Annotated in this window: 10 protein-coding genes and 1 riboswitch; of the genes, 9 read left to right on the top strand and 1 reads right to left on the bottom strand. The window is 67.9% G+C overall.

All coding sequences use genetic code 11. The features are described from left to right. Positions 1 to 160: 160 nt before the first annotated feature. The gene (locus RHOFW104R8_RS04505) at positions 161 to 1,192 is read right to left on the bottom strand and encodes a homoserine O-succinyltransferase (RefSeq protein WP_068090937.1); all 1,032 of its coding nucleotides are present in this window, start codon (positions 1,190 to 1,192) and stop codon (positions 161 to 163) included. Positions 1,193 to 1,278: 86 nt separating this feature from the next. Next, positions 1,279 to 1,394: riboswitch (SAM riboswitch) on the bottom strand. 146 nt (positions 1,395 to 1,540) lie between these two features. Here RHOFW104R8_RS04505 and RHOFW104R8_RS04510 point away from each other — a divergent pair. From RHOFW104R8_RS04510 to RHOFW104R8_RS04550, 9 genes are all read left to right on the top strand, one after another. Next, positions 1,541 to 2,176: a peroxiredoxin gene (locus RHOFW104R8_RS04510; RefSeq protein ID WP_068090935.1), complete on the top strand. Its 636-nt coding sequence runs from the start codon at positions 1,541 to 1,543 to the stop codon at positions 2,174 to 2,176. 146 nt (positions 2,177 to 2,322) lie between these two features. Next, positions 2,323 to 3,339 (top strand): cysteine synthase A, encoded by a 1,017-nt coding sequence (locus RHOFW104R8_RS04515; RefSeq protein WP_068090933.1) that lies wholly within the window; start codon positions 2,323 to 2,325, stop codon positions 3,337 to 3,339. A gap of 185 nt (positions 3,340 to 3,524) precedes the next feature. After that, entirely contained in the window at positions 3,525 to 4,244 is a 720-nt protein-coding gene (locus RHOFW104R8_RS04520; RefSeq protein WP_068090931.1) for a 2OG-Fe dioxygenase family protein, read from the top strand. 94 nt (positions 4,245 to 4,338) lie between these two features. Further along, positions 4,339 to 4,698: a DUF1304 domain-containing protein gene (locus RHOFW104R8_RS04525; protein ID WP_068090929.1), complete on the top strand. Its 360-nt coding sequence runs from the start codon at positions 4,339 to 4,341 to the stop codon at positions 4,696 to 4,698. A 9-nt stretch (positions 4,699 to 4,707) separates the two neighbouring features. After that, positions 4,708 to 5,370 (top strand): M24 family metallopeptidase, encoded by a 663-nt coding sequence (locus RHOFW104R8_RS04530; protein WP_068090926.1) that lies wholly within the window; start codon positions 4,708 to 4,710, stop codon positions 5,368 to 5,370. A 104-nt stretch (positions 5,371 to 5,474) separates the two neighbouring features. Continuing rightward, positions 5,475 to 9,035 (top strand): chemotaxis protein CheB, encoded by a 3,561-nt coding sequence (locus tag RHOFW104R8_RS04535; protein ID WP_082823528.1) that lies wholly within the window; start codon positions 5,475 to 5,477, stop codon positions 9,033 to 9,035. After that, positions 9,032 to 9,394 (top strand): response regulator, encoded by a 363-nt coding sequence (locus RHOFW104R8_RS04540; protein ID WP_068090922.1) that lies wholly within the window; start codon positions 9,032 to 9,034, stop codon positions 9,392 to 9,394. The genes RHOFW104R8_RS04535 and RHOFW104R8_RS04540 overlap by 4 nt, the downstream gene beginning before the upstream one ends. 291 nt (positions 9,395 to 9,685) lie before the next feature. Then, the gene (fusA, locus tag RHOFW104R8_RS04545) at positions 9,686 to 11,815 is read left to right on the top strand and encodes an elongation factor G (protein WP_068090920.1); all 2,130 of its coding nucleotides are present in this window, start codon (positions 9,686 to 9,688) and stop codon (positions 11,813 to 11,815) included. Positions 11,816 to 12,012: 197 nt separating this feature from the next. Continuing rightward, positions 12,013 to 14,946, top strand: coding sequence for a TonB-dependent receptor (locus tag RHOFW104R8_RS04550; protein ID WP_068090918.1), 2,934 nt, complete (start codon positions 12,013 to 12,015; stop codon positions 14,944 to 14,946). Positions 14,947 to 15,141: the final 195 nt, after the last annotated feature.

Below are 15,141 nucleotides of genomic sequence, written 5' to 3' on the forward strand. Positions count from 1 at the left end.
CGCGGCGTTTTTCGTAGGAGCGCACCTTGTGCGCGATCGCTCTTGCTTTGTAGGGCGGGCAGTGCCCGCCGGCTCTTCGACGATGCGTCACGGCCAAGGGCGGCGGGCAGTGCCCGCCCTACGCGGCCGGAACGAAGAGCGTCGCTCACAAGGTGCGCTCCTACGCGAGGGCTTCGCGCAACAGGGGCGCGAGCTGTTCGGGTTCCTTCAGGAAGGCGTCGTGGCCGTACGGCGACTCGACCACCTCCAGCGTGGCCGGGCCATGCAGGCGGCGCTGCAGTTCGCACAGGTCGGCCAGCGGCACCAGCCGGTCGGAGGGAAAGCCGATCAGCGTGGCCGGGGTGGGGATGCGCTCGGGCTGCACGTCGTGCAGGTCGATCGACTCGGACAGCGCGAGGAAGCGGTCCGCATCGAAGCGCTCGACGAAGCGGCGGCCCTGGTGCGCCAGGTAGTCCTCGACCGGGAAGTGGAAGCGCTCCTCGCGCCACTCCGGGCCGCCGGCGAAGCGGCGGCCGAACTCGGCGCTGCCGCGGTAGGTGGTGATCGCCAGTTGGCGCGCCAGTGCCAGCGCCTCGTCGGCCTGGCCGCTGGCCTGGCCCAGCCGCACGATGCCGCGCTGCACGCTGCGCTGCGCGGTGCTGAGCGGATGCGGCCGGTGCGCGCCGGCCAGCAGCAGCAGGCGGTCCACGCTGCGCGGGTGCCGCGCGGCGAATGCCAGCGCCACCATCGCGCCGTAGGAGGAACCGACGAAGGCATGCGCCTGCGCGATGCCCAGTTCGCCCAGCAGCGCGGCCAGCGCGTCGGCCTGGTCCTCGCTGGAGACCGAGCCGGCGCCAAGCCGGTCCGGGCTGAGCCAGTCGATCGACAGCACGCGCCAGCGCTCCAGGTCGATCGCCGCGCCGCGGCCGACCAGCGCCTGCCACCAGCCCGGCGCGGCGCCGCCATCCAGCGCGGTGACGTCGCGGTCGGCCGAGATGCCGCCCTGCACGATCACGGTGGGCGCGCCCGGCGCGCCGCACCACAGGTAGTCCACGTCCACCTCGCACGGGCCGCTGCCGTACTTAGGGCTGAGCCGCAGCCGGCGGGTGCTGCGCTGGGCGGTGAGCGGCGGATGCGCGTACCGCGGCTCGGCGACGGCGGCGACGACGGCCTGGCTAGGCTCGGTACAGCGGGTTTCGGGCAGGAACGTCATGGAACTCTCTCCGGTCGGCATCGCCCTGCGCAGGACCGGAAAGGTCGTCGGTACCGGTTTGGCGAAAGCTGCCGCGAGCCGGACGACGCCCATCTTCCGGTGGATGCCGCAGCATCCCCGCAGGAGTTGGCACCGTGGCGGAAGCGCTCCGCAGGTTGCCCCGGCTTCAATGGGCCTGTCCCTCAGCCGGTCTCGATGAGTGGGCGGATAGTGAGGCCTGCGCATATACCTTGTCAATAGACGTCTAAACGTCTAGACGCATATATGTTTATTCGATCACATCATTTGCCGATGGCGTGGCGGCGGGACAAAGCTCGGCACACCGCAACATTCCCCACGGAGACCGCCATGAGCCTGCAACTGGGCGACACCGCCCCCGACTTCACCCTCGACTCTACCGAGGGGCCGATCCGCTTCCACGACTACGCTGGCGGCCGCTGGGTGGTGTTCTTCTCGCACCCGAAGGACTTCACCCCGGTGTGCACCACCGAACTGGGCGCGTTCGCCGGCCGCAAGGCCGAGTTCGACGCGCGCAACACGCGGCTGCTCGGCCTGTCGGTGGATTCGGTGGCCGACCACCGCGGCTGGGCGAAGGACATCGAGGACGTAGGGGGCGCCGCGCTGAACTACCCGCTGCTGGCCGACCCGGAACTGGAGGTGGCGAAGCTGTACGGCATGTTCCACCCCAAGGCCGACCCAAAGGTCACCGTGCGCTCGGTGTTCGTGATCGACCCGCAGAAGAAGGTGCGCCTGGTGCTCACCTACCCGCCCAGCGCCGGCCGCAACGTGGACGAGGTGCTGCGCGTGCTCGACTCGCTGCAGCTCACCGACGGACGCAAGCTGACCACGCCGGTGGACTGGCAGCCCGGCGATGACGTGATCATCGCGCCATCGGTCTCCGACGACGACGCGAAGAAGCTCTACCCCGGCGGCTGGAAGACGCTGAAGTCGTACCTGCGACTGGTGCCGGCGCCACAGGCCTGACTGCTCCCTCCCCTGCAAAGCAGGGGAGGGTCGGGGAGGGGTTCGCTCTTGATCTTCAGTCCAAGTCAAAAGCCAACCCCCTCCCAACCTCCCCCTGCACACAGGGGGAGGAGCAGAATCAACGCTTTCTCCCGAACTTCCTCTCCATGAGCATCCAGCCCGACCTCTCCGCCGCCATCGGCCGCACCCCGCTGCTGCGCCTGCGCCACGCCTCCGCGCTGACCGGCTGCGAGATCCTGGGCAAGGCCGAGTTCCTCAATCCCGGCGGCTCGATCAAGGACCGCACCGCGCTGGGCCTGCTGCTGGACGCCGAGCGGCGCGGGCTGATCCGCCCCGGCGGCAGCATCGTCGAGGGCACCGCCGGCAACACCGGGATCGGGCTGGCCCTGCTCGGCGCCAGCCGCGGCTACCGCACCACGATCTTCATGCCCGAGACGCAGAGCCGCGAGAAGATCGACGCGCTGCGCATCGCCGGCGCCGAGGTGCGACTGGTGCCTGCGGTGGCGTACAAGGACCCGAACCACTACGCGCACCAGGCCCGCGCCCATGCCGAGGCGGCGAACGCCGCCGATCCTGGCAGCGCGTGGTTCGCCAACCAGTTCGACAACACCGCCAACCGCGACTGGCACGAAGCCACCACCGGGGTGGAGATCTGGCAGGACGCCGGCGGCTGCGTCGACGGCTTCGTCTGCGCCGCCGGCACCGGCGGCACCCTGGCCGGCGTGGGCCGCGCGCTGAAGGCGCGCCACCCCGGCGTGCGCATCGCGCTGGCCGACCCGGCCGGTTCGGCGCTGGCCAGCTACGTCAACACCGGCGAACTGGTCGCCGCGGGCAATTCGATCAGCGAGGGCATCGGCTCCAGCCGCGTCACCGCGAACTTCGACGGCGCGCCGATCGACCTGGCCTGGTCGATCCCCGACGACGAATCGGTGCCGCTGCTGCACCGCCTGCTGGCCGAGGAAGGCTGGTGCACCGGCGGCTCCAGCGGCGTCAACCTGGCCGGCGCGATCCGCCTCGCCCGCGAACTCGGCCCCGGCCACACCATCGTCACCGTACTGGCCGACGCCGGCACGCGCTACCAGGCCAAGCTGTTCAACCCGGCGTTCCTGCGCGAAAAAGGCATCCCGGTGCCGGACTGGCTGGCGCGGGCGTTTCCCGGCTGAGGGCCACGAGCATCGACTGTCGGTAGGAGCCCACCCTGTGGGCGATGCTCTTGATTTCGGGGCCTGCGACAAGAGCATCGCCCACGACTGAAGGAAGTCCCCTGTCCACAGGGTGGGCTCCTACCGACCTTCGCCGTGGGCAGGCAGCCATCGCCGCTGCAGGCCGGTGCTGCTAACGTAAACGGATGACTCCCCTCCCCGACACGTCCGCGCTGCACGACCGGCTGCAGCGCGACGGCTTTGCCTTCGCCACCGCCGACACCATGCGCAACCTGCTGGACGCACCGACGCTGGGCGACTGGCCCGCGTTCGTGGCCAGCTGGAACGACCTGGCGCAGGATACCTACCTCGCCGCCAGCGGCCGCCACCGGCGGCGGCGCCACGCCACCTTCAGCGCCGACGCCGACGGCATCCGCCGCGAGGCGCACCAGCCGCACTACCAGAGCCTCGCGTACAACCCGCTGCAGGGCGACATCCAGCGCTGGTTCGAACCGGTGCTGCCGGCGATCGGCGGCGGCGCCAGCCTGCGCCGCATCCTAGGTTTCTGCCGCGACTGCTTCGGCGCATTGGCTCCTGCAACCCGCCACTGGCACGTCGAGGTGCACCAGTTCCGCATCGAGGCACGCGCGGACGAGGCCGGCGAGCCCACCCCCGAAGGCGTGCACCGCGACGGCGTCGACTACGTGCTGGTGCTGCTGATCGACCGCGAGAACATCGAGCGCGGCACTACCACCATCCACGCGCCGGACGGCCGTGAGCTGGGCAGCTTCACCCTGGCCCACGCCTTCGACGCGGCGCTGGTGGACGACCACCGCGTGTTCCACGGGGTCACCCCGGTCACGCCGCTCGATCCACAGAGGCCGGCCCACCGCGACGTGCTGGTGGTGACGTTCAAGGCGGCCTGAACGCAAACGGCTCCCGGCGCGAGCCATGCGGAGATATGGAACAGGCTCCGAGCTGCGCTACGCTGGAACGCGCCCCGACCGCACCGGAGATCGCATGTCCGCCGCCGCCAACCTCGTGATCGGCCTGATCGTGCTGCTGCACGCCTGGTTCCTGATCCTGGAGATGTTCCTGTGGACGCGGCCCTCGGGCCGCCGCGCGTTCGGCACCTCGGCGGAATTCGCCGAACAGTCGAAGGCGCTGGCCGCCAACCAGGGCCTGTACAACGGCTTCCTCGCCGCCGGCCTGGCCTGGGGCCTGCTGCTTTCCGGCGCGGAGGCGCTGCACGTGAAGTGCTTCTTCCTCGGCTGCGTGCTGCTGGCCGGCATCTACGGCGGCATCACCGCGGCGCGCAAGGTCCTGTGGTTCCAGGCGCTGCCGGCGGCGGTGGGCCTGGCGCTGGTGCTGCTGGCCTGAGGCGCCGCCATGCACACGCCAGACCGCGAAGCCGTCGGCACGCGCTTCGATCCCGCCCTGATGCAGCGCGCCCGCGAGAAGACCTGGGCCGCGCTGCACGGCATCCGTGCGCGCATGCACCCGGGCATCGGCGAGGACGAGGCGAAAGCCGCGGCGCACGAGGTGTTCCGCGAGCTGGGCTGCGAGCGGCTGTGGCACCCGACGATCATCCGCATCGGCGCGAACACCACCAGGACCTACCGGCAGGCCTCCGACCCCGGCGTGCGGCTGGGCGAGAACGACAGCTACTTCATCGACCTCGGCCTGGTGTTCGACCGCCACGAGGGCGATGTGGGCGACACCTTCGTGGTCGGCCACGCGCCCGAGCGGCAGGCCTGCGCGGAGGCGGCACGCGCGCTGTTCGGCGAAGTGGCCGCGGCATGGCGCTCGCGGGGGCTGAGCGGGCAGGCGCTGTACGCGTTTGCCGGCGAGCGCGCCGAGGCGATGGGCTGGCGGCTCAACCATGCGATCAAGGGGCACCGGGTCGGCGATTTCCCGCATTCGATACACAAAGGCGGCGATCTGGGCGACCTGGAAGCGTCGCCGTCGGGCGGACTGTGGATACTGGAGATCCAGATTGCGCATCCGACGGAACCGTTCGGCGCGTTCCACGAGGACCTGCTGACGCGCTGATCCGTGCGCAAGAGCGCCTCGCCTGCGGCAATCACCTGGGGTGAACGGCATCCGCGCTATGCTGCTGCCTCGTCCAGGCGTTGCCCGGATTCAGGCTGTCCCGCATGCCGTCGCATCTGAAGCCAGTGCCCACCCGCACCGCCAACACAGGCAAGGGCGGCTTATCGACGAAAACCCGCAAGCCGCCACCGACCCACACCATGATCGTCGGTATCGGCGCTTCCGCCGGTGGGCTGGAAGCGTTCAAGGCGTTCTTCGCGCACATGCCGGTGGATGGCGAGCTGGCCTTCGTGCTGGTGCAGCACCTGGCGCCCGATCACAACAGCCTGCTGGCCGAGCTGGTCGGCCGCAGTACCAGCATGCCGGTGCTCGAGGCGACCCATGGCATGCGCGTCGAAGCGCGGCATGTCTATGTGATTCCGCCGAATGCCACCCTGACCGTCGCCGACGGCGTGCTGCAGGTATGCAAGCCGGCGCCGCCGCGCGAGCATCGCTGGCCGATCAATACGTTCTTCACGTCGCTGGCCGAGGACCAGGGCGACTGCGCGGTGTGCGTGGTGCTGGCCGGCACCGGCAACGATGGTGCGCAGGGCCTGCGCGCAGTGAAGGATCACGGTGGGCTGGCGCTGGCGCAATCCGGTTTCGACCACGAAGCGATGACGGGCATGCCGGCCAACGCGGTGGCCACCGGGCTGGTCGACGCCGTCATGCCGGTGGCCGACATGCCGACACGGCTGCTCGCCTACCAGAAGCAGATGCACGCCGCGCAGCAGAAGAAGGGTTCCGATGGCGTGCGCGGCGACGTGGCGACGCACCTGAAAACCATCTGTGAACTGCTGCATGCCGAAGTCGGCCACGACTTCAGCCAGTACAAGGAAAAGACCCTGATGCGGCGGATCCAGCGGCGCATGCTGGTGGTGCAGGCCGAGACCGTCACGGATTACATCGACCACCTGCGGCAGTACCCGAACGAGCACGAGCTGCTGTTCCGCGAGTTCCTGATCGGGGTCACCGAGTTCTTCCGCGATCCGGTCGCGTTCGAGGCACTGCGCACCATCGCGATCCCGTCGCTGCTGGCCAACCGCAGCAGCGACGATGTGCTGCGGGTCTGGGTGCCCGGCTGCGCCACCGGTGAGGAGGCCTATTCCATCGCGATCCTGCTGCGCGAGGCAATGGGTTCGCAACGCGGCCTGAAGGTGAAGATCTTCGCCACCGACATCGACGACCAGGCGATCGGCCGCGCCCGTGCCGGGCGTTACCGCGCGCCGTTGAACGGCATTTCGCCCGAGCGCCTGGAGCGCTGGTTCAGCAAGGATCGCGATGATTACTGCGTGGTCAAGCAGATCCGCGAGATGTGCGTCTTCTCGCCGCACAGCGTGATCAAGGACCCGCCGTTTTCGCGGATGGACCTGGTCTCCTGCCGCAATCTGCTGATCTACCTCGACAACGACCTGCAGGAACGGCTGGTGCAGTCGTTCCACTACGCGTTGCGACCCGGTGGCTTCCTGCTGCTGGGCCCGTCGGAACGACTAGCCCGCAACGCGCGTCTGTTCACCGAGCTGGACAAGAAACAGCGGCTGTACGTGCGCCGCGACGATGCACACACACGTCCACGGGATTTCGTCAGCATGTATCCGCGGCCCTCCGGCAGCGCCGAGCACGCCGCGCCGCGGTATGTCGAAGACCCGATCGATCAGCAAGTACGCCAGGCGCTGGAGCCATGGTCGCCGGCCTACGTGGTGATCAACGCCAGCCACGACGTGCTGCGCTTCGGCGGCGATACCAGGCATTATCTAGCGCCATCGTCCGGCGCGGCCAGCCTCAACCTGTTCCAGCTGCTCGACAAGCCCTTGCGCGGCGCCGTGCGTGCGGCCGTGCTGCAGGCATTCGCCAGCGGTCAGCAGGTGATCCGCGATAGGCTGGACATCCTGCTCAACGGACATGAGCGGTCATTGCGATTGATCGTGGAGCCGTTGGGCGACGACGGCAAGGCCGAGATGTATGTGATCGCCTTCCAGGAGCTCGAGTTCGCGGCACGTTTGAGCCAGTCCGCAACGGACGCCACACCAGGCGGCGAGCTCACGCGCATTCACGCCCTGGAGGACGAATTGCGCGGCACCCGCGCGCAACTGCATACCGCCGTCGAACTGCACGAAACGGCCAGCGAGGAACTGAAATCGGCGAACGAGGAATACCAGTCGGTCAACGAGGAATTGCAGTCCGCCAACGAGGAACTGGAAACCTCCACCGAGGAGATGCAGTCGATCAACGAGGAGCTGCAGATCGTCAACACCGAGCTCAACAGCAAGAACGAAACGCTGAACCGGCTCAACAACGACATCCGCAACCTGCTCGACAGCACCCACATCGCGACCATCTTCCTCGACCGCGAACTGCACATCCGCAGCTACACGCCGATGATGACCGAGCTGTTCCACCTGCGCGACGGCGACAAGGGCCGCCCGATCACCGAGATCTCGCCGCGCATCGACTACCCGGAACTGGGAAAAGACGTGGTACATGTGCTGCAGGACATGACGGTCATCGAGCGCATGTTGCGCGGGACCGGCGACGCGCCCACCTTCCTGCTGCGCATGCGCCCCTACCTGACGTTCGACAATGTCGTCGACGGCGTGGTGCTGACCTTCGTCGACATCACCGAGAGCCAGCGATTGAACAGCGAGCACGCCCGCCTGGCGGCGATCGTGAACTCCTCGCGCGATGCGATCTTCGGCTTTTCGCTGGACGAACGGATCAGCAGCTGGAACGCGGGCGCCGAACGCATCTTCGGCCTGACGGCCGAACAGGTGGTCGGCCAGCCGTTGAGCCTGTTACTGCCGCCCGAGCCGTCCGAGGAGACCAGGAAGTTTTTCGTCAGTCACGAGCGGCCGCTGCGGCTGGCCGAGTTTGACATGACTTGGGTGCGCCCGGACGGCGAGTCGGTGCCGCTGGCGTTCAGCTATTCGCCGGTGTGCGACAAGGACGGCATGCTGTTCGCCGGCAAGCTGATCGCACGCGACATCACCGAGCGCGTGCGCGCGGCGCGGCATACGGAAATGATGATGGCCGAACTCAACCATCGGGTGAAGAACACCCTGGCCACGGTACAGGCGATCGCCCACCAGACCATCGCCACCGCGCCGGACCTGCGCGCCTTCAAGGAAAGCTTCCTGTCGCGGCTGCTGGCGCTGTCGCATACCCACAACCTGCTGGCACTGGATGCATGGCTTGGCGCACCGCTGGTCGGCATCATCAACAACGAGTTGGCGCCGTACCGGCAGGACAGCGACGCGCGCGTGAATGACGCGAGGGTGCGCCTACAGGGCAATGAACTCAACCTGCCGCCGAAACAGGCGCTGGCGCTGAGCATGGCGTTCCACGAACTGGCCACCAATGCCGGAAAGTACGGTTCTTTGTCGGTACCCGAGGGCCAGGTCGCCGTCACCTGGGCCACACGCGTGAGGGATCACCGTCCGTGGCTGCTGCTGCAATGGACGGAAACCGATGGCCCCGCGGTTGAGCCGCCCTCCCGCCGAGGCTTCGGCTCACGCCTGATCGATGAAGGCATTCCGTATGAACTGGATGGTGAGGTATCGCTCGTCTTTCCGCCCGGCGGCGTCACCTGCACCATCGATATACCGCTGGGCGAGGCAGTTTCCCGATGACCATTGATATCAAGCTACCCTGCATCCTGCTCGCCGAAGACGAGATGATGCTGGCGATGATGCTCGAGGACCGCCTCAGAGCTTCGGGCTATCGCGTGCTCAAGGCCGCGCGACTGGCCAAGTGCCTGGAGCTGGCCGACTCCCAGCTGATCGACCTGGCGATCCTCGACATCAACCTGGCCGGCGAACAGAGTTTCCCCGTGGCCGTGGTGTTGCGCCGCCGCGGCATACCCTTCGTGTTTTCCTCCGGCTACGGCGGCGAAGACATCCCGGAGATGTGGCGCAACGAAACCGTCCTGCAGAAACCCTATGACACGCGGCAGCTGACCGCGGCACTGACCGCTCTGCGCGCTGCCTGACCGTCTTCGCCGATGGCGGAACATGCCGTCCGCGCGCTGCGGGGCACTGTTGCGTTGCCCCGACTGACATGCCGAACCGGCGCGACCGGGCTCGGACGCTGGCCGGGCGCCCTGCCAAACGGTGCGGCGGCGGTTGCCGGCACGGCGCGCGCCGATCGGGCCGGCCCGCGCGGTACCTTGAACCGTCGCGGCAAGCCGGCACGGCCATTCGCGCATTGAAAAAGTCCGCAGCAGACAATATTTGAGCTGTCACTTGGCTGCGTTCGTGCAGCCCCCTCCGGAGTCCAACCCGTGGCCCGCAAGAAACCCCTGAGCCTGTACCGCAACATCGGCATCATCGCGCACATCGACGCGGGCAAGACCACCACCACCGAGCGCGTGCTCTACTACACCGGGCGCAAGCACCAGATCGTCGACGTGCACGACACCAAGGACGGCAAGGGCTCCACCACCACCGACTACATGGAGCAGGAGCGCAAGCGCGGCATCACGATCCAGTCGGCGGCGGTGACCGCCGAGTGGAAGGGCCACCAGATCAACGTGATCGACACGCCCGGACACGTCGACTTCACCATCGAGGTGAACCGCTCGCTGCGCGTGCTCGACGGCGCGGTGGTGGTGTTCGACGGCGTCGCCGGAGTGGAGCCGCAGACCGAGACCAACTGGCGCCTGGCCGACCAGTACAAGGTGCCGCGCATCTGCTACGTCAACAAGATGGACCGCATCGGCGCGAATTTCGCGCATTGCGTGAAGGGCATCCGCGAGCGCCTGGGCGCCAACGCGCTGCTGTGCCAAATCCCCCTGGGCAGCAGCGACGAATTCGTCGGCATGGCCGACCTGGTCGCCGGCGTGGGCTATCTCTGGGCCTCCGACGACAAGGACAGCGTGTGGGAAAGCGTGCCGCTGGAGCAGCTCAAGGCCCGCCTGACGTTCGGCGCCAACGCCGACACCGCGTGGATCGCCGACCTGCCGAAGCTGCGCCAGGACCTGCTGGAAACCGCGCTGGCGCTGGACGACGACGCCTTCGAGCGCCTGCTCAACACCGGCGAATTCGACCCGGCGGTGCTGAAGCAATGCATCCGCCGCGGCACCGTCACCGGCGCGCTGGTACCGGTGCTGTGCGGCTCGTCGTACAAGAACAAGGGCGTGCAGCAGCTGCTGGATGCGGTGGTCGACTACCTGCCCTACCCGGGCGAGAACGGCGGCATCGCGATGGTCGACGAGGACGGCCACGTCGTCGGCGAGCAGGTCGTGACCGACGACGCGCCGGCGCGCGCGCTGGCGTTCAAGGTGATCAACGACCAGTTCGGCACGCTCACCTTCTGCCGCATCTATTCCGGCGTGATCAGGAAGGGCGACACCCTGCTCAACGTCACCCGCGGCAGGAAGGAGCGCGTGGGCCGCATCGTCGAGGTGCAGGCCGACGACACCCGGGAGATCGACGAGGTGCGCGCCGGCGACATCTGCGCCTTCGTCTCGATGAAGGACACCGAGACCGGCGATTCGCTGGCCGACCCGGCGCACCCGGCGCTGCTCGAGCGCATGCGCTTCCCCGACCCGGTGATCAGCGTGTCGGTGGAGCCGAAGAACCGCAACGACGTCGACAAGCTGTCCAGCGCGCTCTACAAGATGGTCAAGGCCGACCCGTCGCTGAAGCTCGAGGTGGACCAGGAGACCGGCCAGACCGTGCTCAAGGGCATGGGCGAACTGCACCTGGAGGTGACCATCGACCGCATGCGCACCGAGCTGGGCGTGGAAGCGAACATGGGCAAGCCCCGGGTCAGCTTCCGCGAGGCGTTCGGCAAGACCGTCGAACACACCTACACGCACAAGAAGCAGACCGGCGGCTCCGGCCAGTTCGCCGAGGTGACGATGATCTTCGAGCCGGGCGAACCGGGCTCGGGCGTGGTGTTCTCCGACGAGGTGGTCGGCGGCCGCGTGCCGCGCGAGTACATCCCGGCGGTCGAGCATTCGGTCAAGGCCGAATCGCGGGAGGGCCAGGTCGCCGGCTACGAGGTGGTCGACTTCAAGGCGCGCCTGATCGACGGCAAGTACCACGACGTCGACTCTTCCGCGCTGGCGTTCGAGATCGCCACCCGGCAATGCTTCCGCGAGGCGCAGAAGCTCAGCAAGCCGAAGCTGCTGGAACCCATCATGCGGCTCGAGGTGGTGATGGAGGCGGACTACCTGGGCGACGTCATCGGCGACATCAACCGCCGCCGCGGCAGCGTCAGCGACCAGGGCCAGAAAGGCAGCTCCGCCTTCGTGCAGGGCTTCGTACCGCTGGCCGAGATGTTCGGCTACATCAACTTCCTGCGCTCCGCCACCCGCGGCCGCGGCACCTTCAGCATGGAGTTCGACCACTACCAGGAAGTGCCGGCCGGCATGGTCGAGAAGCTGATGGAGAAGGAGGCGAAGTAAGGCTTCGCCTCTTCCGGCCAGTGCCCGCATGGCTGGCGCCGGCGCGCGCCGCCACGGCAACTCCCCTCATCCTGTACTGAAGGAAAACGACAGGGCCCACCCTCGCCCCGGCGGGCGGTAGCATATTGGCCGCCCGCAGGAGCATCACCGCCTGCATCCGGGCGCCGGGGGGCGCCCACCATTCAGTAGGGGATACCATGAATTCTCAACGCATGCAGTCGGATGTGCTTGCGCGGCCTGTCCGCAACCGTCAGCGGCCATTGGCCGTCGCCTGCGCCACCGCCCTGCTCGGCCTGGCCCTGGCCGGGGCCGCGTCGGCCCAGCAGGCACAGGTGCAGGAGCAGGCATCCACGCCGACGGACGCCCGGACGGCACCCGTGGCCAAGCAGGCCAAGGCCGCCGAAAAGAAGAACAAGAAATCCGAGAACACGGTGAGCAACCTGGACGCCGTCGTCGTCACCGGCATCCGCGGCAGCATCGAGAACTCGCTGAGGGCCAAGCAGAACTCCAACGACATCATCGAGGCGATCTCGGCCGAGGACATCGGCAAGCTGCCGGACGCCAGCATCGCCGAGAGCCTGTCGCGCGTGCCGGGCCTGGCCACCCAGCGCATGAACGGCCGCGCCAGCACGATCTCGATCCGCGGCCTGTCGCCCGACTTCGCCGGCACCACGCTCAACGGACGCGAGCAGGCCACCACCGGCGAGAATCGCGGCGTGGAATACGACCAGTACCCGTCCGAGCTGATCAGCGGCGCGGCGATCTACAAGACGCCCGACGCCAGCCTGATCGGCCAGGGCCTGTCCGGCACGGTCGACCTGCACACGATCAAGCCGCTGGACCTGTCGAAGCGCACGTTCGTCGCCAACCTGCGCGGCGAGCACACCAGCAACGGCAAGCTCAACCCGGGCAGCGGCGTGGGCACGCTCGGCCACCGCGCCAGCTTCTCCTATATCGACCAGTTCTTCGACCACACCCTCGGCCTCGCGGTGGGCTTCGCCCAGCTCGACTCGCCGATCCAGGAGAAGCAGTACCAGGCCTGGTGGTGGAGCGTGGACAACGGCAGCGCCGGCGCCGAACAGAACTGGGGCGCGCCGCACACGCCGGGCCTGCCCGACAACGTGATCTCGCAGGAGGGCATGCAGTTGCGCGCGCAGTCGCAGAGCCAGCTGCGCAACGGCCTGATGACGGTGTTGGAGTGGGCACCGGGCGACCACTACCACTCCACGCTGGACCTGTACTACTCGACCTTCAACGAGAAGAAGTACACCAACGGCGCGCAGTGGTCGAGCAGCCCGTGGGACAACATCGCCTACTCCAACGTGGGCATCACGCCCGCCCAGCCCTACCCGGTGGTCACCTCGGGCACGATCAGCGGCATCGCGCCGATCCTGCAGAACCAGTACACCAAGGAACACGACAAGCTGTTCTCGGCCGGCTGGAACAACCAGTACGACTTCGGCAACGGCTGGGCGGCCAGCGCCGACCTCTCCTACTCCAGCGCCAAGAAACGGCTGCACGATGCCTACCTGTTCACCGGCCTGGCTGGTGGCGCCTTCACCAACGTGGCATTCAACACCCCGCTGGGCAACGGCTATCCGTACTTCTCGCCCGCGGTGAACCTGGCCGATCCTTCCGCGGTGGTGTTCACCGACCCGGACGGCTACGGCTACAACGGCCGGCAGGAGTTCGACCACCAGAAGGACACCATCAAGGCGATGCGGCTGGAGGTGAGCCATCCGCTGGGCTGGATCTTCAGCGACTTCACGCTCGGCGCGGACTACTCCGAGCGCACCAAGACCAAGACGGCCGACGTGGACTTCGCCTGGCTCAACGGCAACGGCTCCACCTCGGGCACCTACGACAACCACTTCAGCACGCCGGTGAACGGTGCCTACCTGCGCCAGCCCACCTCGCTCGGCTACGGCGGCATCCCGGGCATCCTCTACTACAACGTGCTGGGCGCGCTGTACAACCAGTTCTACCTGACCCAGCGCAACGGCCAGGGCGACTGGAGCCGCAACTACACGGTGAAGGAGAAGGTGCCGGTTGCCTACCTCAAGCTCAACATCGACACCGCGCTGGGCGACGTGCCGCTGCGCGGCAACGTGGGCGTGCAGTTCGTGCGCACCGACCAGTCGTCGCAGGCGCTGCAGACCAACGGCGACACCCTGGTCGGCCGCATCGCCGATGGCGCGAAGTACAACAACGTGCTGCCCAGCCTGAACCTGGCGGCCCAGCTCACCGACCGCCAGTACCTGCGCTTCGGCTTTGCCAAGACCATGTCGCGCGGCCGCATCGACGACGAGAAGGTGGCCACCTCCGCCGGCGTGGGGAAAGTGCAGAACGGCCCCGCCGCCGGCCAGGTGCTGTGGTCCGGCAGCGGCGGCAACCCGAAGCTGAAGCCCTACGTGGCGGTCGGCACCGACCTGTCGTACGAGTTCTACTTCGGCAAGTCCAGCTATTTCGCCGCGGCGGTGTTCAACAAGAACCTGCTGAACTACATCTACAACCAGACCACGCTCAACTACGACTTCTCGCACTACACCAACGACAACCCCACGCTCACGCCGACCAGCAACATCGGCTCGTTCACCCGGCCCGCGAACGGCACCGGCGGCAAGATGCAGGGTCTGGAGCTGTCCGGCGCACTGGAAGGCGGGTTGCTGGCGCAGGCGCTGGACGGCTTCGGCGTGCAGGCCAACTTCTCGCTGACCAACAGCAACATCCCGACCAGCTCGATCTCCTCGATCCCCGGCGGCCCGACCACCCTGCCCGGGCTGTCGCGCAAGGTCGCCAACCTGGCGCTGTACTACGAGAAGTACGGCTGGTCGGTGCGCGTGGCCGAGCGCTACCGCTCGTCCTTCACCGGCGAGGCGGTGGCGCTGTTCGACCAGCTCGGCTACACCAAGGTGCTGGCCAACAAGCAGACCGACCTGCAGATCGGCTACGCGTTCACCGGAGGCAGCTGGAACGGCCTGTCGCTGCTGCTGCAGGTGAGCAACCTCACCAACACTCCGGACAAGACCGTGCAGGTTTCCGGCCTGCCCAACAACGTGCAGGTGGCGCGCCCGCTGGAGTACGACACCTGGGGCCGCACGGTGATGCTGGGGGTGAACTACAAGCTGTAGGCGATCCGGCGACAGCGGAAAGCCATGAAGCCCGGGGAGCGATCCCCGGGTTTTTCATTGGGCGCCCGTCACGCGGAAAGATGTTCGTGCAGGATCGCCGCTCGGTATCGACGCCGCCGGCGATCTCCGCGCGCCGGCCGCCGACGGCCGCCCGCGCGGCAGATGCAAGCGCGCGTGCCGCCGCGCATACTCGGG

It is taken from the genome of Rhodanobacter sp. FW104-R8 (assembly GCF_001617365.1).
Classification (GTDB): domain Bacteria; phylum Pseudomonadota; class Gammaproteobacteria; order Xanthomonadales; family Rhodanobacteraceae; genus Rhodanobacter.

What these genes read in the sequence shown, in the direction of transcription:
- RHOFW104R8_RS04505 (WP_068090937.1), bottom strand. Translation starts at nt 1,192, where the DNA reads ATGACGTTCCTGCCCGAAACCCGCTGTACCGAGCCTAGCCAGGCCGTC.
- RHOFW104R8_RS04510 (WP_068090935.1), top strand. Translation starts at nt 1,541, where the DNA reads ATGAGCCTGCAACTGGGCGACACCGCCCCCGACTTCACCCTCGACTCT.
- RHOFW104R8_RS04515 (WP_068090933.1), top strand. Translation starts at nt 2,323, where the DNA reads ATGAGCATCCAGCCCGACCTCTCCGCCGCCATCGGCCGCACCCCGCTG.
- RHOFW104R8_RS04520 (WP_068090931.1), top strand. Translation starts at nt 3,525, where the DNA reads ATGACTCCCCTCCCCGACACGTCCGCGCTGCACGACCGGCTGCAGCGC.
- RHOFW104R8_RS04525 (WP_068090929.1), top strand. Translation starts at nt 4,339, where the DNA reads ATGTCCGCCGCCGCCAACCTCGTGATCGGCCTGATCGTGCTGCTGCAC.
- RHOFW104R8_RS04530 (WP_068090926.1), top strand. Translation starts at nt 4,708, where the DNA reads ATGCACACGCCAGACCGCGAAGCCGTCGGCACGCGCTTCGATCCCGCC.
- RHOFW104R8_RS04535 (WP_082823528.1), top strand. Translation starts at nt 5,475, where the DNA reads ATGCCGTCGCATCTGAAGCCAGTGCCCACCCGCACCGCCAACACAGGC.
- RHOFW104R8_RS04540 (WP_068090922.1), top strand. Translation starts at nt 9,032, where the DNA reads ATGACCATTGATATCAAGCTACCCTGCATCCTGCTCGCCGAAGACGAG.
- RHOFW104R8_RS04550 (WP_068090918.1), top strand. Translation starts at nt 12,013, where the DNA reads ATGAATTCTCAACGCATGCAGTCGGATGTGCTTGCGCGGCCTGTCCGC.